The sequence below is a fragment of the Sphingomonas aerolata genome (assembly GCF_003046295.1).
GTDB lineage: Bacteria > Pseudomonadota > Alphaproteobacteria > Sphingomonadales > Sphingomonadaceae > Sphingomonas > Sphingomonas aerolata.
In genome coordinates, this window is the sequence record NZ_PZZN01000002.1 from 285,283 (window position 1) to 307,484 (window position 22,202).

16 protein-coding genes are annotated in these 22,202 nt (G+C 67.1%); 6 read left to right on the top strand and 10 right to left on the bottom strand.

Going from position 1 to position 22,202, the window contains the following annotated elements:
* Positions 1-4 precede the first annotated feature (4 nt).
* The 7 genes from C8J24_RS08675 to C8J24_RS08705 form a co-directional block, all read right to left on the bottom strand.
* Positions 5-1,408, bottom strand: coding sequence for a TolC family protein (locus C8J24_RS08675; RefSeq protein WP_107931783.1), 1,404 nt, complete (start codon positions 1,406-1,408; stop codon positions 5-7).
* Positions 1,405-2,496, bottom strand: a complete 1,092-nt coding sequence (locus C8J24_RS08680; RefSeq protein ID WP_031440246.1) for an efflux RND transporter periplasmic adaptor subunit — start codon at positions 2,494-2,496, stop codon at positions 1,405-1,407. Before C8J24_RS08680 ends, C8J24_RS08675 begins: the two co-directional genes overlap by 4 nt.
* The gene (locus C8J24_RS08685; protein ID WP_167396736.1) at positions 2,486-4,174 is read right to left on the bottom strand and encodes an ABC transporter ATP-binding protein; all 1,689 of its coding nucleotides are present in this window, start codon (positions 4,172-4,174) and stop codon (positions 2,486-2,488) included. Before C8J24_RS08685 ends, C8J24_RS08680 begins: the two co-directional genes overlap by 11 nt.
* Positions 4,175-4,267: 93 nt before the next feature.
* Positions 4,268-5,167, bottom strand: coding sequence for a hydrogen peroxide-inducible genes activator (locus tag C8J24_RS08690; protein WP_031394538.1), 900 nt, complete (start codon positions 5,165-5,167; stop codon positions 4,268-4,270).
* Positions 5,168-5,233: 66 nt separating this feature from the next.
* Positions 5,234-6,688, bottom strand: a complete 1,455-nt coding sequence (locus C8J24_RS08695) for a glucoamylase family protein (RefSeq protein WP_107931787.1) — start codon at positions 6,686-6,688, stop codon at positions 5,234-5,236.
* Between the two features lie 68 nt (positions 6,689-6,756).
* On the bottom strand, positions 6,757-9,822 hold the full coding sequence (locus tag C8J24_RS08700) for a TonB-dependent receptor (protein ID WP_244180582.1): 3,066 nt from the start codon (positions 9,820-9,822) through the stop codon (positions 6,757-6,759).
* Complete coding sequence (locus C8J24_RS08705; protein WP_107931789.1) at positions 9,819-10,886, bottom strand: LacI family DNA-binding transcriptional regulator; 1,068 nt, start codon at positions 10,884-10,886, stop codon at positions 9,819-9,821. Before C8J24_RS08705 ends, C8J24_RS08700 begins: the two co-directional genes overlap by 4 nt.
* 164 nt (positions 10,887-11,050) lie before the next feature.
* On the opposite strand from C8J24_RS08705, the gene C8J24_RS08710 reads away from it, so the two are divergent.
* Both C8J24_RS08710 and C8J24_RS08715 read left to right on the top strand, forming a co-directional pair.
* A complete protein-coding gene (locus C8J24_RS08710; RefSeq protein ID WP_420894099.1) occupies positions 11,051-13,357 on the top strand; it encodes a glycoside hydrolase family 3 N-terminal domain-containing protein in 2,307 nt (768 codons plus the stop codon).
* Positions 13,358-13,420: 63 nt separating this feature from the next.
* Positions 13,421-14,908 carry a glycosyltransferase family 39 protein gene (locus C8J24_RS08715; RefSeq protein ID WP_167396737.1) on the top strand — a complete coding sequence of 496 codons (1,488 nt, stop codon included), beginning with the start codon at positions 13,421-13,423 and terminating at the stop codon, positions 14,906-14,908.
* Positions 14,909-14,975: 67 nt separating this feature from the next.
* On the opposite strand, the gene C8J24_RS08720 is transcribed toward C8J24_RS08715, so the two are convergent.
* The gene (locus C8J24_RS08720; RefSeq protein WP_167396738.1) at positions 14,976-15,515 is read right to left on the bottom strand and encodes a hypothetical protein; all 540 of its coding nucleotides are present in this window, start codon (positions 15,513-15,515) and stop codon (positions 14,976-14,978) included.
* Positions 15,516-15,737: 222 nt separating this feature from the next.
* On the opposite strand from C8J24_RS08720, the gene C8J24_RS08725 reads away from it, so the two are divergent.
* The gene (locus C8J24_RS08725) at positions 15,738-17,444 is read left to right on the top strand and encodes a TonB-dependent receptor domain-containing protein (protein ID WP_244180583.1); all 1,707 of its coding nucleotides are present in this window, start codon (positions 15,738-15,740) and stop codon (positions 17,442-17,444) included.
* 107 nt (positions 17,445-17,551) lie between these two features.
* Here C8J24_RS08725 and C8J24_RS08730 read toward each other — a convergent pair whose 3' ends face one another.
* Positions 17,552-18,613: a hypothetical protein gene (locus C8J24_RS08730; protein WP_244180584.1), complete on the bottom strand. Its 1,062-nt coding sequence runs from the start codon at positions 18,611-18,613 to the stop codon at positions 17,552-17,554.
* A 93-nt stretch (positions 18,614-18,706) separates the two neighbouring features.
* Here C8J24_RS08730 and C8J24_RS08735 point away from each other — a divergent pair, with 93 nt between their 5' ends.
* The 3 genes from C8J24_RS08735 to C8J24_RS08745 are packed head-to-tail and all read left to right on the top strand — an operon-like array spanning position 18,707 to position 21,011.
* Positions 18,707-19,051, top strand: a complete 345-nt coding sequence (locus C8J24_RS08735) for a hypothetical protein (protein ID WP_107931797.1) — start codon at positions 18,707-18,709, stop codon at positions 19,049-19,051.
* Positions 19,026-20,354, top strand: a complete 1,329-nt coding sequence (locus tag C8J24_RS08740) for an aspartyl/asparaginyl beta-hydroxylase domain-containing protein (protein WP_244180585.1) — start codon at positions 19,026-19,028, stop codon at positions 20,352-20,354. Before C8J24_RS08735 ends, C8J24_RS08740 begins: the two co-directional genes overlap by 26 nt.
* A gap of 51 nt (positions 20,355-20,405) precedes the next feature.
* Entirely contained in the window at positions 20,406-21,011 is a 606-nt protein-coding gene (locus C8J24_RS08745) for an energy transducer TonB (protein WP_107931799.1), read from the top strand.
* An 18-nt stretch (positions 21,012-21,029) separates the two neighbouring features.
* Here the strand turns inward: C8J24_RS08745 and C8J24_RS08750 are convergent, their stop codons facing one another.
* Entirely contained in the window at positions 21,030-22,199 is a 1,170-nt protein-coding gene (locus tag C8J24_RS08750) for an aspartyl/asparaginyl beta-hydroxylase domain-containing protein (RefSeq protein WP_107931801.1), read from the bottom strand.
* Positions 22,200-22,202 lie beyond the last annotated feature (3 nt).

The window sequence follows — 22,202 nt, forward strand, 5'->3', positions numbered from 1 at the left end:
TGGCCTAGCGGTCCAGCCCCAGTGCGACACGGTCGGCCGTCGCGGCGGCGAGTTCGGCGCGCGCGGAGGCGATGCGGGCCTGCGCGTCGATCAGGCGGACGCGCGCATCGGTCGCGGTCTCCTCGCGCTGGTTGACGAGAAAGAAGTCCCCCGATCCCAGCTCGAAGCGGCGGCGTTCGGCGACCGCGAGCCGGTCGGCCAGGCTGCGTTCCTCCTCCGCGATCCCGGCAAGCCGTTCGGTCGCGCCGACCGCGATGACGATCCCCTCGACCTCGATTGCGATCTGGTCGCGCAGGAAGCGGCTGCGCTGTGCCAGTGCGTCGATCTCGGCGCGGGCTTCGGCCACGCGTCCCTTAGCGGCGCGATTCTGAAGCGGGACGCTGAAGCGGAAGCCGACCGCCGCTTCGAGCGGCGTGCGGTTCGGTCCGCCCAGACCGACCGGGCCGACATCCTTGCCGACTTCACCGCGCAGATCGAGCCGGGGCGACAGATCGTTTTCCGCCAGCATCAGCCGCGCCGTCGACTGGTCGATCCGGGTCAGGATCGCCCTGTAATCCGGCCGCGCGATCGCTGCCGCGCTCGATCCAGTCGGTGCGACGCCGGCAAGCGCGCTCGTGTCCGCGGGCAGCCGATCGGATGATACGAGCAGCGGTGCTCCCGCATCGTCGCGCAGATAGAGCGACAGCGTGTTGGCGGCGGTGGCGATATCCTGTTCGGCGCGCACGACGAGCGCGCGCCGGCGGACAAGGTTCTGGTCGTTTTCGGTCAACAGGATCTCGGGTCGTGCACCCAGCGTCACCAGCCGCCCGATCGCGCCGCGCCGCCGCTCCGCAAGGTCGAGCAGGTCGCGATAGGCACGCAGGCGCAACCCCGCGGCGACCCAGGCCTGATAGGCGTCGACCGCGCGGCGCTGGACGCCGATCGCGACCATCTGCGCTTCGAACCGTGCGACGTCGATGTCCGCGCCGGCGACGCTGCGCCGCGTCCGGCGTTCGTCGACCACGCGGTCGCGCAACAAGGCGAACAGGGCGCCGACCTTCGCCTCGCCCAGCCGGTTGGTATAGGCCTGATCCTCATAGACAGGAAAAGTGCCCCGCGACGCGCGGTAGCCACCATAGACATAGCCGCCATTGGTCGTCAGCGGCCTCGTCACGCGGCTTTCGACGACGGTGCCGTCATAATAGCCCGCGACGCGCGACTTGCCGTCGACGTCGAACACCGTGTCGAACGCGCCGTCCGCCGACAGCGATCGCCCCTCCGCCTGGCGGACGCGCGCGAGTGCCTCGACGATCTGCGGGGCGGACCGCGCGGAGGCACGCAGCACCTCGTCGAGTGTCAGTGGGGCGGCTTGCGCGATCGCTGCCACCGGGGACAGCAGCATCAGCAGTGCGGCGAAGAACCGGGTCACTTCTTGCCGCCCTCCTCGTCGGAGGCCTTCGCGTCCATGCCCTTGGCCTCGCCCTTTGCCGCGCCATAGGCTGCCGCGGCCGGACGCCGGCCGAATTCGAGCGGAAAGTCGTTGAGCTGGCGCCAGAGTTCATAGCCGACCAGCACCGTCTCGCCCTGCACCCAGCCGCGCACCTTGCCGCCGGGGCGGACGAATTCGCGCGCGGGCCAGGCGGGCTTGCCGGGCTGGGGCTCGACCAGGATGCGGAACAGCCCGTCGGGGGCGGCATTGGGATCGATCGTGCGGACGCGGCCGTCGAACATGCCCTGTGCAACCGACGGCCAGCCGCTGAACTGGATCGCGGGCCAGCCCTCGAATTCGAGGCGGACCGGTCGGCCGGGACGCAGCACGGGCACGTCCCGACCGTCGACGAACAGTTCGACCGCACGCTCGACGCGCTCGGGGGCGATCACCGCGAGCACCGTGCCGGGCGACACCATCGATCCGCCGGTCGTGGCGTTGAGCTGCTGGACGCGACCGTCGCGCGGTGCGCGGACCATCTGCGCGGACTGGCGATTGAGCTGGATGTCGATCCGGTTGAGCTTGGCGCGCGCCTCGGCCAGCTTGGCGCCTGCATCGGCGACCTTGATCTGGGTCTGCTCATAATCGCGCCGTGCCGCCAGCCCCTCGGCGAAGAGCTGCGCAGTACGCGACACGTCGATGCCGGCGACCGCGCGGCTTTGCTGGACCGCGGCGATCTCCGCCTCGACCTGCGCGCGCTCGGCGCGCAGACGCGACAGCAGATCGGGGTCGAGATCGACGACGCGCGCGATCGGGTCGCCGCGTTCGACATGCTGTCCGTCATGCACGTACCAGCGTTCGACGCGGCCGGGCACGAACGCCGTCACCTGCTGCTGGCGATCGTCGGGATCGAGCGCGACGACCTGGCCGGTGCCGTTGGCGGTCTGCACCCAGGGGACCAGCGCCATGATCGCGATCGCGACCGCGATGCCGATAAACAGCAGCCACGCGACCGTCACCGCGCTGCGCGGCGCGCGCATCTTCGCCAGTGTCGGGAAATGTGCGACGCGATCGGGACTATACGGCATCGTTCGACTCCGTATGCGCGTCGGCGATCAGCGCGGCATGGGTGGCGAAGCGTCGCTGGCGATGCGGTTCGAGCCGGAACCAGCCATCGAGGACGATGTCTTCGGGCCGGCCGGTACACAGCAGGGTGGTCGTCCCGGCCGCCTTCAGCCGGCGCAGCACGTCCGCCAGCCGCTCCGCGGGGATCAGGTCGCACAGCTGCGAGAGCATCAGCACGCGTGGTCGGACGAGCAGCGCACTGGCAAGCTTGAGCGCGACGACCTCGCCGATCGCCAGCGGATAGCCCGACGCGGCTAGCGGGGTGTCGAGCCCGTGCGGGAACTGTGCAACCCGCTCGCGCAGGCCCACGGCGTCGAGGACTTCGAGCATCCCGCCCGGGTCCGATCCCGCCGCCGCGGCAAGCGACAGATATTCGCGGATCGTGACCTCGACGATGGTCGGCCGGTCGAGCACCATCACCGCGGATCGCAACAGATACATGTCGAACGTCGCCATGTCGGCGCCACCGACCGTGACCAGCCCGCGCTCGGGCACGATGTGGCGCTTCAGCACCATCGCCAGCAGCCGTTCCGCCCCGCCATCCGCCAACGTGACGAGCTGTTCGCCCGCCGCCAGCGAGAAGTCGAAGCGCGCACCCTCGACTTCGACCGCCTCGAGCCGGACGGCACCATCGCCGGGCGCCTGTCCCGCGGTGGCGGCGGCCTGTTCCTGGGGAATCGCGAACAGCAGCGACAATTCCTCAGCGCTCGCGATCAGGTCGTAGAGCGTGTCGAGATACCAGCCGAGCTGCGACACGCCGTAGAACACGCCGCTCAGAATCAGCTCGGCCGCGACCAGCTGTCCGATCGACAGTTCGCCGCGCAGGATCAGATTGCCGCCAAGCGCAAGCAGCGCCGCGCTGGCAAAGGCATAGAGCAGCAGGAAGGCGACGGTCTGCGCGAAGCTGTAGCGGAAATAGCGTTCGTGGCGGTCGACATAGGTGGCAGTGACGGCTTCGGACCGATCCATCGCGAAATCGAGATGGCGGCTCGATTTGTAGAAACCGTTCGATCCGCCCAGGCTTTCGAGCCAGCGGGCCGCGTCGTGCTTGGCGTGGCTGAGCGCGACCGCGGACCGGATCGATCCGCGCGACCAGATCGTCCAGATCGCGAGCACCAGCAGGATCAGCAGGGCGTTGAACGCGAGGAAGAAGGGGTGGTAGAAACTCGTGACGACCAGACCGACCGCGGACTGGAGGATGATCGTGAACGCCCCGATCACCAGGCTCGGCACCGCCTTCTGCACCACGACGAGATCGAAATAGCGGTTGAACAGGTCGCCGCGATTCTGATCGGCGAAGAAGGGGTTCTGCGCGTGGACGGCGCGTTCGGTGATTTCGGCGACGACGCGCGCGAAAAAGCGCCGTTCGAACAGCGCCATGACCCAGAAGCGCATCGCGCTGAGCCCGGCCACGAACAGCAGCAGCACGAGCAGCAGCCCGGCCAGCGTCCATAACGGTGCGGGCAGCGCGGTGTTGGCGACGCTGTTGATCAGCAGCTGCACCGAGATCGGCGTGGCGAGCGACAACAGGCTGATCGCGACGCCGTACACCATTGCGAGGCGGAGATAGGGCGTATCGGGTCCGACGATCTCGCCCAGCCAGCCGCGCGCTTCACGCCATCCGATTCGTTTGCCTGCCACCTGCGTCATCCAACTGCTCGAGTCCGCAATCAGAATTGCCGCACAGTGTTATTGAAACAACTACGGGGCGGCTATATCATCGATAGGATAAACCTATGGGCCAACCGCGCGCAACAGGTCGGCGATCAGGTGATAGGCGGGAGCACGGCCTGCGCCGATGCGCCACAGCAGTCCGATCTCGCGATATTGTCGGCCATGGCTGAACGGCCGCACGATGACGTCGCCACCGTCACGCACTTCCTGGCGGACATAGAGTTCGGGCAGCAATGCCAGCCCCATGCCCATCCCGGCCATCTGCCGGATCGCGTCGAGACTGGTGCCCTCATAATCATTGAGCACGACCGCGCCGACTTCGCCGGCGATCGCGGCGACCTGTTGCGCGAGGCGATAGTCCGCGACGAGCGTCAGCAGGTTCTGGCCGCGCAGATCGGCCATCTCGATTCCAGCCTTGGGGGCCAGCGGATGGTCCGCCGCCATCGCCAGATACAGCGCCTCACGGAACAGACGCTCGGTGTGGAATCCGCGCCCGGCGACCGGCAGCTGTGCGAGGATCAGGTCGTGGTCACCCGCCGCGAGTCCCGCGGTCAGCGCGGAGGGCAGGCCTTCGCGGACATGGATGCGCAGCGTCGGATGGTCACGGTGCAGACGCGCGACGAAGGTCGGTAGCAGATAGGCGCCGAGCGTCGGCGATACGCCCAGCCGGATCGTCCCGACCAGCGCGTCCGCTGAAGCGACGCGCACTTCCTCCAGGTCCGCAAGGTCGAACAGGATCCGACGCGCGCGCTCGAGAAGCTCGCGGCCGAGCGGCGTCGGGATCGCAGGCCCGCCGCGCTCAAAGAGCGGCGCACCGAGAATCGTCTCGAGCGCGCGGATCTGTTGCGAGAGCGACGGCTGCGACACGCCCATCCGTTCGGCCGCGCGGGTGAAGCTGCCGTTTTCGGCAAGCGCGACGAAATAGCTGAGCTGGCGGATGGTGGTCCTGGGGCGATGCATGCGTCATCCTATCGCGCCCGAGCCGGCCGTGCGCACCTGTTATCGCGTCATCGCCCGGTGCGGCGATCAGGTCAGCCAGCCCCCGGTAAACCCCGCGCGCTGCAACCCGCGGCGGATATGCGGATTGCGGCGCATGGTCGTCCAGACGAGGCCGGTGCGCCAATTCTCCATCATGACGACGATCGCGCCCTGGTCGATGCCCAGATAATCGTCGTCCACCCAGCCCGCAGCGGGATCGACGCTGCCATGCTTGAGCGGCACCGACGTGGCCGTCAGCGTCGGGTTGAACGAATCGAGAAAGCCGTATTTGCCGTAGATGCGGGCGCCGTAGCGGGCGTGCATCGTCGCAATCGCACGGCTCGACAATTCGGGTTCGAACGCGATCGATGCCGCTGCCGCGGTCGGGGCCAGCGTCCCGTCGTCCCGGTCGCCGACCCCGCGGGCCGCATAGCTGAAGAATTCGCGGCGGCGGCCACCGATGTCGATGGCGAAATCGCCGGGGCCGTCACACGCGGTGAGCCCCCAGACGTCGGGGCCATAGCCTACCCAGCCTTCGGGGTTGGCGATCGCATAGGCGCGCTGCGCGCGGACCGCGCGGCGGCTGTTCTCGAAATAATCGATGCCCTTCGCCGTCATGTAGCGGTCGCGAATGCCGCGGAAGTCGATCCAGCAATGGCTGTACTGATGGATGAACAGTGCGGGAAACTGGACGTGCGGCTCGCCGCCCCAGCGGTCGCCCCACTGCGCGTCGAACCGGCTCGTCCACGCATCCCAGCTCTGTGCCGGTAGCGCGTGCGTTGGCGAGCCGAGCGCGAGGATATAGAGCAGCAGGCCTTCGTTGTAGATGTTCCAGTCATGCGGGATGAAACCGCTTTCGGGGTGCCAGCCCATCGCCATGAACGGCGCACGCGGGGTGATCCAAGTCCAGTCGATCGCGGCATAGAGCTGGTCCGCCAGCGCACGGATCCGGACGTCGCCCGGATGTTCGGTATCGAACCAGCTCTGGGCGAACAGCACGCCGCCGATCAGCAGCGCCGTGTCGATCGTCGACAGTTCGGCGCGTGCGAAGCGGTGACCCTTGGTCCTGCCGAGGAAATGGTAGAACAGGCCCTTGAAGCCGCTGTCGTCGCTGCGGCTGTCGCCCTGCGGGGCGGCTGCGAAGAATTCGAGCGTGGCCAGGGTCCGCGCGCGCGCCTGGTCGCGCGTGATCCAGCCATTCTCGACTCCGATCGGATAGGCGGTCAGCGCGAAGCCGACCGCGGCGATCGACGCGAAGGACGGTGTCGGCCAGCGATCGGGTGCAAGCCCCGTGACGGGATCGGTCGTGTCCCAGAAATAGCGGAAGCTGCGGTGATGGAGGTCCGCGAGCAACGCGCTCGGCATCGGCGTAGCGATGGTCTCGGGGCCGGGGAGGGCCGCGCTGGGGAGGGGCGTACTGGGGCGGAACGGCGCGGCGCAGCCGGCCATGAGTCCCGCCAGGCCGAGCGTGCTGTGGCCCAGCATCTGCCTGCGATCGATCATGATGTCCTTCGGGTCTGGTCTTCAAAAAAAAGCGGGGGCGTGGCTGGGCCACGTCCCCCGGGGGCAGGTCAGAAGGAGAAACCCGCCGACAGTTTGACCGTGCGCGGTGCGTTGCCGCCCGTGCTGTAGGTCGACCGCCGACCGTAATTCGGATCGAGCGGGCTGTTGTTGAAATCGACGTAATTGCGGTCGTTCATCACGTTCAGGATATCGAGCCGCATGCGGATCCTGGTCTGATCGGAGATGAAGCCGAGCGGGACATATTTCGTGAACGCGAAATCGAGCTGTCGGCGACCCCAGAGATCGCCAAGGCCATCGGCCTCGCGCCCGACCAGCGTTCGCGAGAACGGATCCGAATTGTCGATGAACGCCTTGAGATAGATCGGCGATTCGATCTGGAACTTGGTCGAGATCGTCACACCGATCGGCGTATCGACGCTGCCCGCGATGACGAACCGGTGACGCGGCACGCCCGACGAGCGCAAGGTCGGATAATCGGAGAGCTGGGCGAAATCGAGCGAATAGGTTTCGCCGAACTGGCGGTTCTCTTCGGCCTGCGTGTAGGTGTAGGTCGCGTCGATGCTCCACGGCGAGGCCGCCGAATAGGTCTTGGTCAGCTTGAAATAGACCGCATCGGAATTGGTCTTCAGGCCATTGGTGCCGAGAATGATCGACCCGAAGCCGTTCGGCGAGAAGGAGAACGGCGACTGCGGCACGTCGGTCGGGTTGGCCGGATCGTTGAAGAAGAAGCTCCCGTCCGGGCGCCGGTTGCCGAGCAGGAACGCGAACCCGTCATTGCTCTCGATATGCGTGAAGCCGAGCTCGAGTTCGACCGGCGAGAAGCGGCCGCGCAGACCAAGGCTGAACTGGTCCGAATAGGGCAGCTTCAGGTCGTTGTTCATCATGACGATCGCGCGGCCGCCGCCGCTCGCCGAGGTCGCCAGCTGCTGACGTCCGGCCTCGGTCAGATAGACCGGATTCCATGCGATACAGGTCTGGCTGGGCACGCAGGGGTTAAGTGAATCGTTGCCGATGAAGTTGAACGTGCGGACCTGGTACGCGCCCTGACTGACCTCCTGCTGGAGGAAGTCGAACTGGTTGCGATCATAGGAGCGGCCATAGCCCCCGAACATCGAGAAGCGTCCGGCTTCGTCGAAGCGATAAGTGAAGCCCAGCCGCGGCTGCCACGCACCCTTGAACGCCTTCCGGTTGTTGCCGGTCGAGATATAGTCGTTGATGTCATAGTCGGCGCCAATGAGGTTGCCGTAATTGGCGGGTGACACCGCAGCGACATTCTCTGCCGAGGTGGCATAATCGAGATAGGCCGGCGTCCGCTCATAATCCCAGCGCAGGCCGAGATTGAGCGTCAGGTGGTCGGTGACGTCCCAATCATCCTGCGCGTAGAAACCAATCTGGAAATTGTTCGACCGGACGTTGGGATTGCCCGCCGCGACGGCGGCACCGAACTGAAGCTGGTAGGGCAGCGTGTCGTTGAAGGCGACGCCGGGGATCGCGTTGACGTCATAGGTATATTGCGGGTTGGTCAGGTTCTGCTCGCGCGTGTTGAGCTTCACCCATTTCGCCTTGGCGCCGACCTTGATCGTGTGCCCCTGTAGGCCGGTGAACGTGAAATCGTCCTGGACGGTCCAGCCCTTCTGCCCCTTGGTCTGGAAATTGCCGCCGGCGCCGGCGCGAAGCAGGTCGGTGCGCTGCGTGCCGCTGCCGATCCGCTGCGTCGCCTGGAAAAACTGCGTGATGCCGTCGGTCGCGGGCGTCGGCGAGAAGACCACATCCTCATACGAGACGCGCGCGTCGTTGATCCAAGTATTTCCCGTATGCTGCCAGCGCAGCAGGCCGCGCTTGTCGACGACCTTGTTCAGCGTCGACGTGCTCGCGGCGTTGATGCCCGTCGCGTTCTGCAGCCCGGATTCGTTGCGATATTTGCCCGACAGCTCGATCAGATCATTGTCGGTCGGCACGATATCGATCTTGCCGAAGTACAGGTCTTCCTTGAACCGCTGCGCGAAGGTACCGAAATCGTCCCGATATTGTTCGGGGATCGACGCGACCGGATAGCCGTTCTCGGGTCGCACGTCGTACGGGCTGGTGATGCGCTTGCCTTCATAGGTGAAGAAGAAGTGCGCCTTGTCCTTGATGATCGGGCCGCCCAGGGCCGCGCCGAACTGCTTGTTGCTCGTGTCCACCTTCGGAATCGTGGTCGGGAAAATCTCGCTCGGGCGACGGTCGCGCAGCTTCTGATTGGTGTAGTCGAAGAAACCCTCGCCGTGGAATTCGTTCGTGCCCGACTTGGTCACCGCGGTGATCGCGACCGAGCTGACCTGGTCGAACTCCGCCTTGTAGTTCGATGACAGCACCTGATACTCGCCGATGCCGAGCTGCGGGAAGGGATTGCCGGGCGACGAATCCTGGCCGGTGATGCCGTTCTTGAGAACGTAATCCTTCTGGCTGACGCCATCGACGAAGACGTTGACAGTGCGGCTGTCCTGGCCGCCGCCCTGGATGCGCGACGCGCCGCTGGCGTCCTCGATGAAGCGGACGCCCGGTGCGAGATCGGCGAAGGCGAGGAAGTTGCGGTTGTTCTGCGGCAGTTGCTCGATCAGGCGCTGCGTGATGTTGCTGCCGACCTGGCCGCCCGACAGCGAGCGGATCCGGTTGCCAGTGACGACGATCTCGTCGCCCGTGCCGCCGGCAGCCGGGGTCGCCCCGGTGTCCGCCGTCGGATCAGGTTCGGCACCGGGCGTTGTCGGCTGAGCGGCGGGGGGCGTCGCGGCGCTCGACAGGTCGAGGTCAAGCCCGGCGCTCTGCCCGACGCGCAGCGTGAAGCTGTCGGAATTGCGCGTACCGGTGCGCTGCTTGATCTCGAGGCGATAGGTGCCTGCGCGCAGCGACGCGAAGTTGTAGCCGCCAGCGGCGTCGGCGGGCACCGTGCGACGCAGGCCGGTCGCGACCTCGACCGCGGTGACCTCGACGACCGGATTGTCCGCCGGCGCGGTGATCGTGCCGCGTAACGACGCCTGGCCGACCTGGGCGGCTGCCGGCGCGGGGGCGAACAGCACCCCGCCGGACAGCGCCGTCAGCGAAAGCGCTGCCGCACGCAACATCATCTTGGTCATGGTCGTTCCCCTGTTCCCGATTGATCGGGTGTCTCGTTGTGGATTGTGGATAGAAATGCGTTGGGTCGTGCCGGGTCGGGCTGGCCGGTCGATTCGCGTATGACGACGACCGGGATGCGCTGCTCGGGCAGGCCATCGTCCTGCCCGGCAATCGCGCCTGCCAGCCGTGCGACGCCGCGCGCACCGAAGGCCGCGATGTCGATGCTTGCGGTGGTCAGCGACGGCGTGATGAGCCGGGCGAGCGGGATGTCGTCGAAACCGGCGATCGCAATCTGCTCCGGAACGGCAATCCCGGCCCGTTTCAGCGTCATCATCGCGCCGATCGCCATCATGTCGTTCGCGGCAAAGATCGCGTCGGCGTCGCACCCCTCGTCGAGAAGGGTCGCGGCGGCGGCGATGCCCGAGGGTTCGTTGAAGTCACCCGGCAGGATGCGCAGCGTAATGCCTGCACGCGCACAGGCGTCGCGCGCGCCGCGACAGCGTTCCTCGGCATCGATATTCCCCTCGGGGCCGGTGATATGGACCAGCCGGCGACGACCCGTCGCGATCAGATGCTCGACGATCGCGGCGGCGCCGGCGGCGTTGTCGATGCGCAGTTCGGCGCGGCCGGGCTGTCCCGGCGCACAGTTCAGCAGCACCGCGGGCATGTCGCGCGGCAGGTGCGCGAGCAGCTCGTCCGCCGCGACCTGAGGGGCCATCACCAGCAGCCCGTCGACCCGACCGCGCATCGCGTTCAGCGCCGCCACACCGCGCGCCGCGTCGCCGTGCATCCTCATCAGCATCAGGTACAGCCCGCGCTCCGACGCCTCGCGGTCCATGCCGCGCAGCAGTTCGGAGAAGAATTCGCCGTGAAGATCGGGGATCACCACGCCGATCATCCCCGAGCGGGCCGAGCTCAGGTGTCGCGCCGCGGCATGCGGGACATAGCCAAGCCGCGATGCGACCTCCTCGATATGCTTGCGCAATTCGGGGCGGACGCTGGCAAGCCCGTTCATCGCGCGCGACACGGTCGCCACCGACACCGCCGCCTCGCGGGCAATATCACGGATCGTGGCGTGCGACATGGCTGGTCAGGATCCCCTCTGGCGTCGGCCGTCGTTCGCGGCTGGAAATGTTATTCTTGATGTAACCGGTTACATGATCCAGAAACGGGGATCAAGAACCTTGCAACGATCATCAGCCCGGTGGAGCCGGGCGGTCGAAACAGGCACGGACAAAGGGTTAGCGGATGACGGCGGCGACGATGGCACAACGGACGATTTCACGACGGGCGATGATCATGGGGGCCGGGGCGGTGACCGCCTGGGCGGCGAGCCCCGCGCGCGCGCTGCTGCAGCAGACGGCACAGCCGCGTGCCCTGCCCGCATCGGTCGAAGCCGTGCTTGCGCGCATGACCGTCGTCGAGAAGGCCGGGCAGTTGACGCTGATGGCGGCGGCCTGGGCGGGGGGGGCGGCGACCGCGCTCAACCCCGCGGGCGGGTCGTCGAGTTTCGACGAACAGCTCGCGCAGGTCCGCGCCGGGCGTCTGGGCGGGGTGTTCAACGGCAATGGCGCGGTTATGGCACAGCGGATGCAGACCGCTGCGATGCGCCAGTCGCGGTTGAAGATCCCGCTGCTGTTCGCCGCCGACGTGATCCACGGGCTGCGGACCGTGTTTCCGGTCCCGCTGGCAGAGGCGGCAAGCTTCGATCCCGAACTTGCACGGCGTACCGCCCGGGCCGCGGGGGCCGAGGCGGCGGCATCGGGGATCGACTGGACGTTCGCGCCGATGGTCGATGTCGCGCGCGACGCGCGCTGGGGGCGTGGTGTCGAGGGGGCGGGCGAGGATGTCCTGCTCGGCCGGATGATGGCGGCCGCGCGGGTCCGCGGGTTCCAAGGCGAGCGGGGACTGGCGGCGTCGGACGCGGTCGCGGCGTGCGCCAAGCATTTCGCCGCCTATGGCGCGGGCGAAGCCGGGCTCGACTACAACACGGTAGACGTTTCGGAGCGTACGCTCCGCGAGGTGTATTTTCCGCCGTTCCAGTCGGCCTTCGACGCCGGCGCTGCGACGACGATGGCGGCGTTCAACGAGATTTCGGGCGTCCCGGCGACCGCGAATGCGTGGCTGCTGACGCAGATCCTACGCCGCGAATGGGGCTTTGGCGGGCTGGTCGTATCCGACTATACCGGCGACGAAGAATTGATCGCGCACGGTTTTGCAGCGGATGCGCGCGAAGCGACCAAGCTCGCTTTCATGGCCGGCGTCGACATGAGCATGCAAAGCGGGTTCTATTTGGCGCATCTGCCGGCGCTCGTCGCGGCGGGCGAGGTGCCGATGGCGCGGCTCGACCAGGCGGTCCGCCGCGTCCTCGCGCTCAAGGTCGCGCTCGGACTGTTCGACGATCCGTTCCGGCGGATCGACCCGCGTCGCGAGAAGACGCGGATCCGGACGCGCGAGACGCTGGCGCTGGCCCGCGATGCGGGGGCGCGGTCGATCGTCCTGCTGAAGAATGACGGCGCATTGCTGCCGCTGCCTCGACAGGGACGGCGGATCGCGCTGATCGGCCCGTTCGCGGCCGGGCAGCACGACCTGATCGGTCCGTGGAACGTGTACGGCACCGACGCCGAAGCGGTCGATCTGGCGACCGGTATCCGGGCAGCGGTGGCCGACCCGGCGCAGGTCAGCGTGACGCCGGGGTCGGGGATCGACGATCCGCTCCCCGGCGGGATTGCCGCAGCTGTGGCCGCCGCACGCGCGGCCGATGTCGTCCTGCTGGCGGTCGGCGAGAGTCAGCGCATGTCGGGCGAGGCGCAGTCGCGGGCGTCGATCGTGATCCCCGCGGCGCAGATGGCGCTGGCCGAGGCGGTGGCAGCGACCGGCACGCCGATCGTCGTGCTGCTGCGTACGGGCCGTGCACTGGTGCTCAGCGACGCGGTGCTCAAGGCGCCGGCGATCCTGGTCACCTGGTTTCTGGGGTCGCAGGACGGGCCGGCGATCGCCGACATCGTGTTCGGCAAGACCGGGCCGTCGGCGCGGCTGCCCGTTTCCTTCCCGCATGCCACGGGGCAGGAGCCCTATCATTATGATCACAAGAACACCGGGCGGCCCAACCCGCCGGGCCCGTTGCTCGAATACAAGGCGCGCTACCGCGAATTCGCCAACGCCGCGCTGTTCCCGTTCGGTCATGGCCTGACCTATGGTGCGATCGACTACGAGTCGCTCGATCTCGGCGCTGCGCGTCTGTCGACCGATGGCGCGCTGACGGTGCGCGCGACGATCGCCAATGGCGGCACGCGCGCCGCCGAAGAGGTCGTGCAGCTCTATATCCGCGATCTCGCGGCCAGCGTGACGCGCCCCGTGCGCGAACTCAAAGCGTTTCGCCGTGTCGCGCTGAAGCCGGGCGAGCGGCAGGTCGTGTCGTTCACGCTGCGTCGCGACGACCTGCTCTTCATCGGCCAGGATCTCGTGCCGACGGTCGAGCCGGGCCGCTTCCACCTGTGGATCGCGCCGTCCGCACAGGCTGAGGGTGTATCCGGGGAGTTCCAGCTCGTCTGACGATCGTCGATGCGGTGAGGCCGCCCCTTGTGCGGGCGCGCGTGATCGGGAAAGGCGATGCGGGTGAAGCGGGTCGATCAGCATGGTGGTTCCCCGGCGGCGGCGGGACGCCTGCGCGCGCCGCTGATGCTGGCGCTGATGCTCGTCGCCGTTGCGGCATTCCGCATCCACACGGCGCAGTATTCGCTCTGGTATGACGAGCTGGCGTCGCTCGAATTCGCGCGCCAGCCCGTGTCGCGGCTGTGGAGCAGCTGGATGCTGCGCGAGACCAACCCGCCACTGTTCTACACGATGCTGTCGGGCTGGATCGCGCTGGTCGGTAATGGCGACGTCGTGCTGCGCTTGCTGCCGATCGCGACCGGGATCGCGGCGATCGGCGCGGCTTTTGGATTGGGCCGAGCGGTCGGGGATGCGAAGGTTGGGCTGCTCGCCGCGGCGCTGTTGTCGCTCTCCGCGCTGGGCACGGACCTGAGTCAACAGGTACGCGGCTATGCGCTCGCGCAGCTGGCAGTACTGCTCGCCTGCATCGGGATGGTGCATTACCTGCGTCTTCGAACGTCGGGTGGGCTGCTCCTCTACGGCATTGCAACGCTCGTTGCCCTGTACACGCATACGACGCTCGCGCTGTTTGCCGGGCTGGCGGGTGTGACGATGCTCTGGCTGTTGCAGGGCGACCGGCCGGCACAGGCGCGGTGGCTGGCAACGAACGTCGCGGTGCTGGCGGGCTGGGGATGGTGGGCGATGATCAGCGTCCGCCAGATGACAATGCCCGTGACCAATATCGCGTGGATCGCCACGCCGTCATGGCGCGACTCGGTCGCGATGACCGCACAGGTCTATCTGCCGTTCTATGCGGACCGGCCGGGGCTGGCGGGCACACTATTGCTCGCCGCGATGTTCGCGGCGCTGGCGGTGTGCGCGGTACGCGCGGCGCGGCCCGAGATACGGTTGCTTGCCGTCGTGACGATCGGCGCACCGGTGCTGCTGTTCGCGATCAGCCAGCGCGTGCCGATATTCCTGCCGCGCACGCTGAGCTGGGCCAGCGGGCCCGAGCTCGTGCTCGTCGCGCTGGGCGTGACGCGGATCCCGTCGCTGCTCGTGGCGCGTGCTGGCGGGATCCTGCTGCTCGGTCTGAGCGCGGTCGGTCTGGCGAACTGGCTCCCCAACCGCGAACGGGACCATTGGGATCAGGCCGCGGCGTTGGTCGAACGCCATCGGCCTTCGCTCGTGATCGTCGGCGACGACGCGGTCGCGCTGGCGATCGACCATTATCGTGCGGACAATGGGCAGAGGGGACCGCGGCCGCTCGTCGTGCAGTCCGCCGGTCGCGAGCGCTGGGCTGATGGGCTGTACGCGGGATCGCATCTATCGGCACGGGCCGTGCGTGACCGGCTGCGCGGCGCGCCGTGCGCGGTCGTGGTCGGGTGGGGACCCTTCCGCTCGCCGATGCTCGACGATCCATCGGTCGCGGTCGAGCCGCTGACGCACGACAGCGCCCCGTCGGTCGCGCTGATCCGGCTGAAGGGGGTGCACGGCATCTGTCGTGCATGACTCGAAGCCGCGGCATTACCTCCGCGCAATGCTGCCCCGTGGGATCAGGCGTTGTGTTTTGTCCGGTTCAGCGCCGACGTTTGACCAGAATCGCGCGCTCGCCGGTGATCGACGCCTTGAACCCGCCAAAGCCGACCTGCCGGATGGTAATTGCGGTACCCGGCCGGGGCTGCAGCGAGAGCGGTTCGATCGTTTCCCAGACCATGCCGTTCGCCAGTTGCAGCGCGAACCGCGCATAGCTCGCCGGCTTTGCCGTGGTGATCGTGGTCTGCACCTCCGTAACGCGTGTGACGCGATCCGCCTCACCGCCGCCGAGCGGGCTCTGACCGGCATCGGCGAGGCCGAATTGCTGGCGTTTGCGCTCGATAACCTTGCCACGGTCGAGCGCAAGCAGGTCGCCTGCCTGGCGCGCGCGCGCAATCTGCCCGGCGGTCGTGTCGAAGCAGGCAAGCCGGGCTGCATCGGCCGATATGTCCCGGCACGCGGCCAGCGCATCCAATGTCTTCGAAGAGTCTTCTCTGGCCTGCGCGGCAACAGCCGGGGCGATCGGCAGCGCGCCGACGAGCAGCGCTGACAGGGCAACAGAGATGGCCGACAACATTCGCATATGATCGCCTTATGAGCTTTGGCTTGGCAGAACCCGGCCTCGGGTTTCGCCATACGACACTATGTTGCGGTTATGTCACGGTGATGTCGCAAACGAAATGAGAAAAGGTCCGAATCGACGATAATTGTTGCAGCGCAATGGCGTGGCTGGATAGATCGTGACCAGAACCGGAAAAACCGGAGAAAAATGCACGGTGCAATCACCGGCGACAAAGGGGTATTTATGACATCTGCTGCTCGCGCCCATTTGCTTGCGACCACGTTGCTGATGGGGGCGACGACGTTCGCCACGCCAGCCCTCGCACAGGTCCAGGGGAACAATTCAGGGATCCGCGCCGGCGGCGCGACCGCGACTCAGTCGATCACCCCGGATATGACCTCGTATATCACGGGTGAGAGCACGACGACCGTTCGTACCTCGCTGGCGCAGGCCCGCGCGGTTCTCAACGGTGATTTCGGCTTTGCCTCGCCGTTCGCAAGCGACTCGATCGGTTTCGCGGCCGGTGCGGAGTATCGCAAGTACCGTGCGTCGCAGCGTTCGGATACGCTGGCACAGACCGCTGGCGAACTCGGTGGCGCCGGTGGCGCCGCGCCGAACATCGACGGTGGCTATGAAGTCAGCGAAGGCTTTGGCGAGCTCATCGCACCGCTCGTCCAGGATCGTCCGTTCTTCCAGAGCCTGACGCTCGAAGCGGGCATCCGCTACTCGCACTACAAGGTCTTCGCGGCCAACTCGCCCTCGTATAACACGACCACCTACAAGGGCGGCGGCAGCTGGGAGCCTGTCACGGGCCTGAAGGTTCGCGGCAGCTATCAGCGTGCAGTCCGCGCACCGACGATCAGCGAGCTGTTCTCGCCGGTGAATACGGGTCTGACCAACCTGGCGACCGATCGTTGCGCCGGTGCAGCGCCGGTCAACGATGCCAATCTGCGCGCCGTCTGCCTTGCGCAGGGCGCACCGGCCTCGACCATCGGTCTCATTGCGGTTCCGACTGCGGGTCAGGCGAACATCACGTCCGGCGGTAACCTCGACCTGCGTCCGGAAAAGTCGGACAGCTACACGCTCGGCCTCGTCATCCAGCCGCAGCAGATCATTCCCGGCCTTTCGATCAACGTCGATTACTACAACATCAAGATCAAGGGCGCGATTTCGCAGTTCGCGCCGGGCGATATCATCTCCAACTGCTTCGACACCATCACCGCGGCGAGCGCCACCAGCCCGGCCTGCCTTGCGATTTCGCGAAACCCGGTCACGGGCGGACTCGACGGCGATCCGGCAACCACGCGCGGCCTGCTGGCTGCAATCTCGAACCTTGGCACCGTCAAGACCGACGGTATCGATCTTGCGATCAACTATCGCACGCCGCTGACTCAGGGTGTCAAACTGGGCCTGTCGTTCCAGGGCAACTGGTCGAACTCTGCGACCTTCCAGGCCGCACCGGGCCTCATCAATCGTGAGTGCATCGGCTATTATTCGGTCAACTGCGGCGGCGCGGCCAGCGCTGCGGCTGGGGGCTCGGGCTCGATCCAGCCCGAATTCACCTGGAACACGCGTGCGACGTTCACCTTCGTCGACAATATCGACGTTTCGGTACTGTGGCGTCACATCGATAACGTCCAGCAGGAGCCGGACGATGTCGTCAACGGCAACGGGGCGGCGTTCAGTGGTACGCTCACCGGTGGCGCTCTCGCCGGCCAAACTGCGGATTTCACGCGGATCCCGTCCTACGACTATATCGACCTGTCGACGCGGATCGGCATTGCCGAGAATTTCGACCTGACCGTCACGGTACAGAATCTGTTCGACAAGCAGCCGCCGCTCGTCGGATCGACGGTGGGTTCGACGAGCTTCAACAGCGGCAACACCTATCCGTCGACGTATGACGCACTGGGCCGCCGCTTTGCGATCGGTGCGAACCTGCACTTCTAGGGTCAGGCCATCTCGGTCTGGATTGGGGCGGTTCTTCGGAACCGCCCCTTTTTTTGTCCGGGCTCGACCGCGAACCTATCGGCTGCGCGTGGTGGCGGGACGAGCGCCTAGCCCAGCAGGGGCGCCGGGGGATCAAGCGCGACGCCAGCGGTGCGTGCGACCGCCTCTGCCCAGATGATCACCTTGTCGATCTCGTCGGCGTGGAGTGCCGCGCCGGTCTTGTGCTCGCGTACCCTGTCCGCCGCGCCATAGGTCTTGCCGTCCTTGGCATTGCGCGCAAAAGCAGGGCCGTCGAGCAGCGCCTGCACGGTCGCCGGATCGTCGGGCAGCGCATAGAATCGTGCCAGGGCCGTCACCGTGGCAAAGGGGTCCGCGAGCAGGGTTTCGCTCTGCAACGTTCTGACGCGGTCCGGAAAGCGGGCGACCAGGCCGGCGAACAGATCCGCCTGCGCGATCCACCCTACCGCTGCCGCCTGTAGATCGGTCAGCCTGAAGATATCCTCGGGCGTGAGGCCCAGATCGACGATGCCGTCGGCGAGCTGCTTGGCGAGAAGCTCGCGCACCCAAAGCCGGCCCCACATGCCCTTTCGTGCGATCGACGTCAGATAGATGCGCAACGGCGCGTAGAGCAGCACGGCGCGGGCCTGTGGCCGCATCGCCAGCATTGCCGGCGCGAGGGCGTTGACGACGTTCGACGGCTTGATCACCACTGCCTCGCCGGGTTCGAAGGCGCGGCCAAGCAGTGTCAGCGTCGCATCAAGGACCTCACCGACGCGCGCGGGATGACCGCCGCGGTGACGCCAGCCGACGAGATCGTTGAGAATTACCGGCTCTTTCAGCGCGGTGGCGAAGCCGGGCATGTCGAGTGCCTGCGCCAGCATCGTCGAACAGCAATAGGCCGAGTGGAAAATGAAATGAACCGGTGCAGCGGGCGGGGCGGCCGCGACGGCGTCGCGTCGTGGCACCACTACTGGCGTGGCCAACGACGGCAGATACTCGTCGGTGAGGAAGGTCGCCACGCCACGCTGCGCCCGGTCCGCCGCGATGAAATGCACCGCATCATGGTCCGGATCGTAACGATGGGCCAGCCAGCACGGATTGCCGATCTGTGCGCCGACGGACGTGGCGGATTCCCGAGCGGGGGCGGGCGGGCGGGTCGGACGGGTCATGGCATCGGGATCGCATATCATGGTCCCGACCGCCACCGGTCTTGGTACGTCCGAATCGGCCAAAATGTCGTTGCGAAACTGAAAGGACCCGTCATGATGCGTGGCGGCGATGCGTTGTGGAGCGGCATGATGATGCGGACGACATGGTATGGATCGGCGGTCCGATCGGGTCTTGCCGGGGTGTTGCTGATCGTGGCGGCGCCGTCCGCGTTCACTCTGGCAGCGGCCGGCGCAACGATGGCGCAGCGCGATGAGGCGCCACCGGCCGCGACGCCGCCGGCCGAGCGTCGGATCTGCAAGCGATCGGCGCCGTCGGGATCGCTGATCGAGACGCGACGCGAATGCCATACGCGCGCAGAATGGGACCAGATCGCGCAGGCGGGACGTGCCGCTGGACAGGATATGGTCGAACGTGCCGCACGCAGCGGTGCGCAATAACGGCGCCCCGGTGATGCGCCAGCAGCCGGGGCCGTCGCTCGAGATGTTGTTGCAAGCCGCCGAAACCGCGCAGCGTGCCGGCGACGGTGCGCGGGCCTGCGCCGTCTTTCACGACGTGCTCGGCATTGCGCCCGAACATCCTGTTGCGCTCAACGCGCTGGGCCTCGACGCGTTGGCGCGGGGCGATGGTATGGCGGTCGGCTATTTCGCGCGCGCGACGACAGCTGACCCTGCCGCGTCGCCGCTGTGGATGAACCTGGCGAGCGCCTATCGCGGGCTCGGCGACAGCGTGGGGGAACAGACCGCGCTCGAACGCGCACTTGCGCTCGACCAGCGCAATCTGATGGCGAACGTCCGGCTGGCCGAACTGCAGGACCGCGTCGGTAACACTGCGGCGGCGGCATTTCGCTGGGGTGGGGTGGCCACGATCGTTCAGTCGCTCCCCGAGCGGTCGCCGGCGTTAAGCCAGCTCCTCGTCCGTGCCTCGGATCGCATCGCGCAGCATACACGTGCGCTGTCCGATGCCATCGATACGGCGCTTGCACCGTTGCGGGAGGATGCGGCCGCGGACGACCGACGTCGCATCGACGTCTGTATCGATGCGATGCTCGGTCGTCGGGCGATCCATGCGCCGGTACCCCATGGGCTGCATTTTCCATTCCTGCCCGCCGACGAATTCTTTCCCCGGCGGCATTTTCCCTGGCTGGCCGCGTTCGAAGCCGCCACGCCGGCGATCCGCGCAGAGCTGGAAAACCTTCTTGCCGATGGGGCATCGGGCTTCGCGCCCTATGTCGCGATGACGCCGGGCACGCCGCCGAACCGGTGGACCCCGCTCGACGGGTCGGATCTGTGGAGCGCCCGATATCTGTGGCGGTATGGCGTGCGCGACGATGCGGTGTGCACGCGGTGCCCGCAAACCGCGGCGATGCTGGAGACGCTGCCGCTGGCGGACATTCCCGGCCGCGGGCCGTCCGCCTTCTTTTCGGTCCTCAAGCCCGGCACGCGGCTGCCGCCGCATACGGGGGTCAGCAATATCCGGTCCGTCGTGCATCTCCCCCTGATCGTTCCCGACCGATGCGGCTTTCGGGTCGGTGGCGAGACCCGAGCGTGGCGCGTCGGTGAGGCGTTCGTGTTTGACGACACGATCGAGCATGAGGCGTGGAACGACAGCGACGAGATTCGCGCCGTCCTGATCGTCGACGTCTGGAACCCGCATCTCACCGCGAGCGAAATCGCGATGATGCGGCGGATGTTCGGGACGCTCGGCGCGCAGCTGGGCATGGCGGGCGACGTGGTGGATTGAGCTTGCCCGCGCGAGGCTGCGGTGGTGAAATACTGGCTGGGAGACGAAACTATGCGGACGACGCTGTCATGGGCAAGCCGGGGGTCGTGGGTCATCGCGCTCGTCGGGGGTATGGTCGGCCTATCGGCCGTCGGGGCGCAAATCGCACCCGTCTCCACTGCATCTGCAGACGATCCCGCGCTGCAGGCGCTCCGGGAAAAGAATGCACGGGTTCAGCTCGCCAATTATCCGCGCGGAGCGCTGCGTCGCGGTGAGCAGGGAACCGTCGGGATCAGCGTTACCGTCGATCGGCAGGGGCGGTTGCGCGAATGTGCGGTTTCGAAGAGCAGCGGCTTTGCGTCGCTCGACGAGGCGACGTGCGACTTCCTGTTCTCGCATGCGCAGATTGCGGCCTATGTCGCACCGGGCGGCGGCGGGCCGACGACCCGGCAGGAGGGGCAAGTCGTTTGGACGCTGCCTGCGGGTGTCCGACCCACGACCGCATCAGCAACCGCGGGGCCCTTGCCGGAGAAGAAGATCTGTCGTGCGCAGGCGAGGACGGGCTCGCTGGTCGCAAGCCAGCGCATCTGCCTGACCAAGGCGGAGTGGCGACGCCAGTATGAACTGGCGCAGGACGAGACCCGCGAGATGCATACCCGCGCGATGCCGGGCGACTGATCGACACGCCGGCCGCGTCTAGCCGGTATCGACTACGGGACCCTGATACCGGTCGATCGCGGCGAATATGTCGGTCAGCGCGTCGCGTTCGGTTGCGGTCAGTTCGGGACGCCAGATTTCGAACAGCAGGACGATCCGGGTCTGCGTCCCCCGGTTCCACGCCTCGTGCTCGAAAGAATCGTCGAATATCAGCATCCTGCCGTCCCGCCACGGCCGCGTCTCGGCCCCGACGCGCAGCGCGCATCCGTCAGGGGCGATCAGGGGGAGGTGGCAGATCAGCCGCGTGTTGAGCATGCCGTGATGCGGGCGGATATACGTGCCGGGGGTCAGCCGCGAGAAGATCGCCATCGGCGACCGGCCGGGAATGACGGGGATCGGCGCCAGCGACAGCGCGGCCATCGTGTTCGGGCACATCGTTGCATTGGGCTCGACCGGCACGCCACCACGCCAGAGGTGAAAGGCGCCCCAGCCCGGATCGTCGAGCAGCGGGTTCGCCGGCGGTGGTCGACCGGCCATCGTCTGCACATAGGGTGCAAAGCCCTGTCCGGCCGCGAGCACCGCGTCGAGTTCGTCGCGGATCGCGCCGGTTGCCGCTTCGATCGGGGCGACCCAGTCAAACTCTTCGCGCTCGAAATAGGCACGCTGCGCCAGGCCCGGGAAATAGAACATCGAGGGTTGCTGCAGATAGAGCTCGCTCCGGCCGAGCAGCAGGTCGAGCGCGTGGCGGATCCGGGGACCCGCCGCGTGCGGCATGTCCTTGAGGGCCGCGTCGAGATGGGCCGAAAAACGGCCGGCGACTTCGGTCAGGAAGGTCTCGCCTGCCCGAAGCAGGGGGACGAGCGCGGGGGCGATGGTCGCACCCGGCTGGGACGCGACCGACAGCGCGGTACGATAGAAGGACTCCGCCGCACGATCGTCCCCACGACGACGCTTCAGCGCCGCCATCGTCAGCAGTGCGCCGAGATGCCGGGGCTCGGTCGCGAGGAAGCGGACGAGCGCGTCGTCGGCCTCATCGTCGCGCCCGAGCGCCTGCGCCGCCTGGGCGATTAGGAACCAGGGCGCGGGCATGCCCGGTGCGCCGTCGCGCAACAGCGACAATTTTTCATAGGCGACAGCGGCGTTGCCGTTGCGCAGCGCGGTCATGCCCTCACGGGCGAGCGAGTCGGCCTGTGGGCGGGTCAGGTGCATGAC

What these genes read in the sequence shown, in the direction of transcription:
- C8J24_RS08690 (WP_031394538.1), bottom strand. Translation starts at nt 5,167, where the DNA reads ATGCATCGCCCCAGGACCACCATCCGCCAGCTCAGCTATTTCGTCGCG.
- C8J24_RS08745 (WP_107931799.1), top strand. Translation starts at nt 20,406, where the DNA reads ATGCGGACGACGCTGTCATGGGCAAGCCGGGGGTCGTGGGTCATCGCG.
- C8J24_RS08700 (WP_244180582.1), bottom strand. Translation starts at nt 9,822, where the DNA reads ATGACCAAGATGATGTTGCGTGCGGCAGCGCTTTCGCTGACGGCGCTG.
- C8J24_RS08710 (WP_420894099.1), top strand. Translation starts at nt 11,051, where the DNA reads ATGACGGCGGCGACGATGGCACAACGGACGATTTCACGACGGGCGATG.
- C8J24_RS08750 (WP_107931801.1), bottom strand. Translation starts at nt 22,199, where the DNA reads ATGCACCTGACCCGCCCACAGGCCGACTCGCTCGCCCGTGAGGGCATG.
- C8J24_RS08725 (WP_244180583.1), top strand. Translation starts at nt 15,738, where the DNA reads ATGACATCTGCTGCTCGCGCCCATTTGCTTGCGACCACGTTGCTGATG.
- C8J24_RS08730 (WP_244180584.1), bottom strand. Translation starts at nt 18,613, where the DNA reads ATGACCCGTCCGACCCGCCCGCCCGCCCCCGCTCGGGAATCCGCCACG.
- C8J24_RS08720 (WP_167396738.1), bottom strand. Translation starts at nt 15,515, where the DNA reads ATGCGAATGTTGTCGGCCATCTCTGTTGCCCTGTCAGCGCTGCTCGTC.
- C8J24_RS08695 (WP_107931787.1), bottom strand. Translation starts at nt 6,688, where the DNA reads ATGATCGATCGCAGGCAGATGCTGGGCCACAGCACGCTCGGCCTGGCG.
- C8J24_RS08705 (WP_107931789.1), bottom strand. Translation starts at nt 10,886, where the DNA reads ATGTCGCACGCCACGATCCGTGATATTGCCCGCGAGGCGGCGGTGTCG.
- C8J24_RS08735 (WP_107931797.1), top strand. Translation starts at nt 18,707, where the DNA reads ATGATGCGTGGCGGCGATGCGTTGTGGAGCGGCATGATGATGCGGACG.
- C8J24_RS08680 (WP_031440246.1), bottom strand. Translation starts at nt 2,496, where the DNA reads ATGCCGTATAGTCCCGATCGCGTCGCACATTTCCCGACACTGGCGAAG.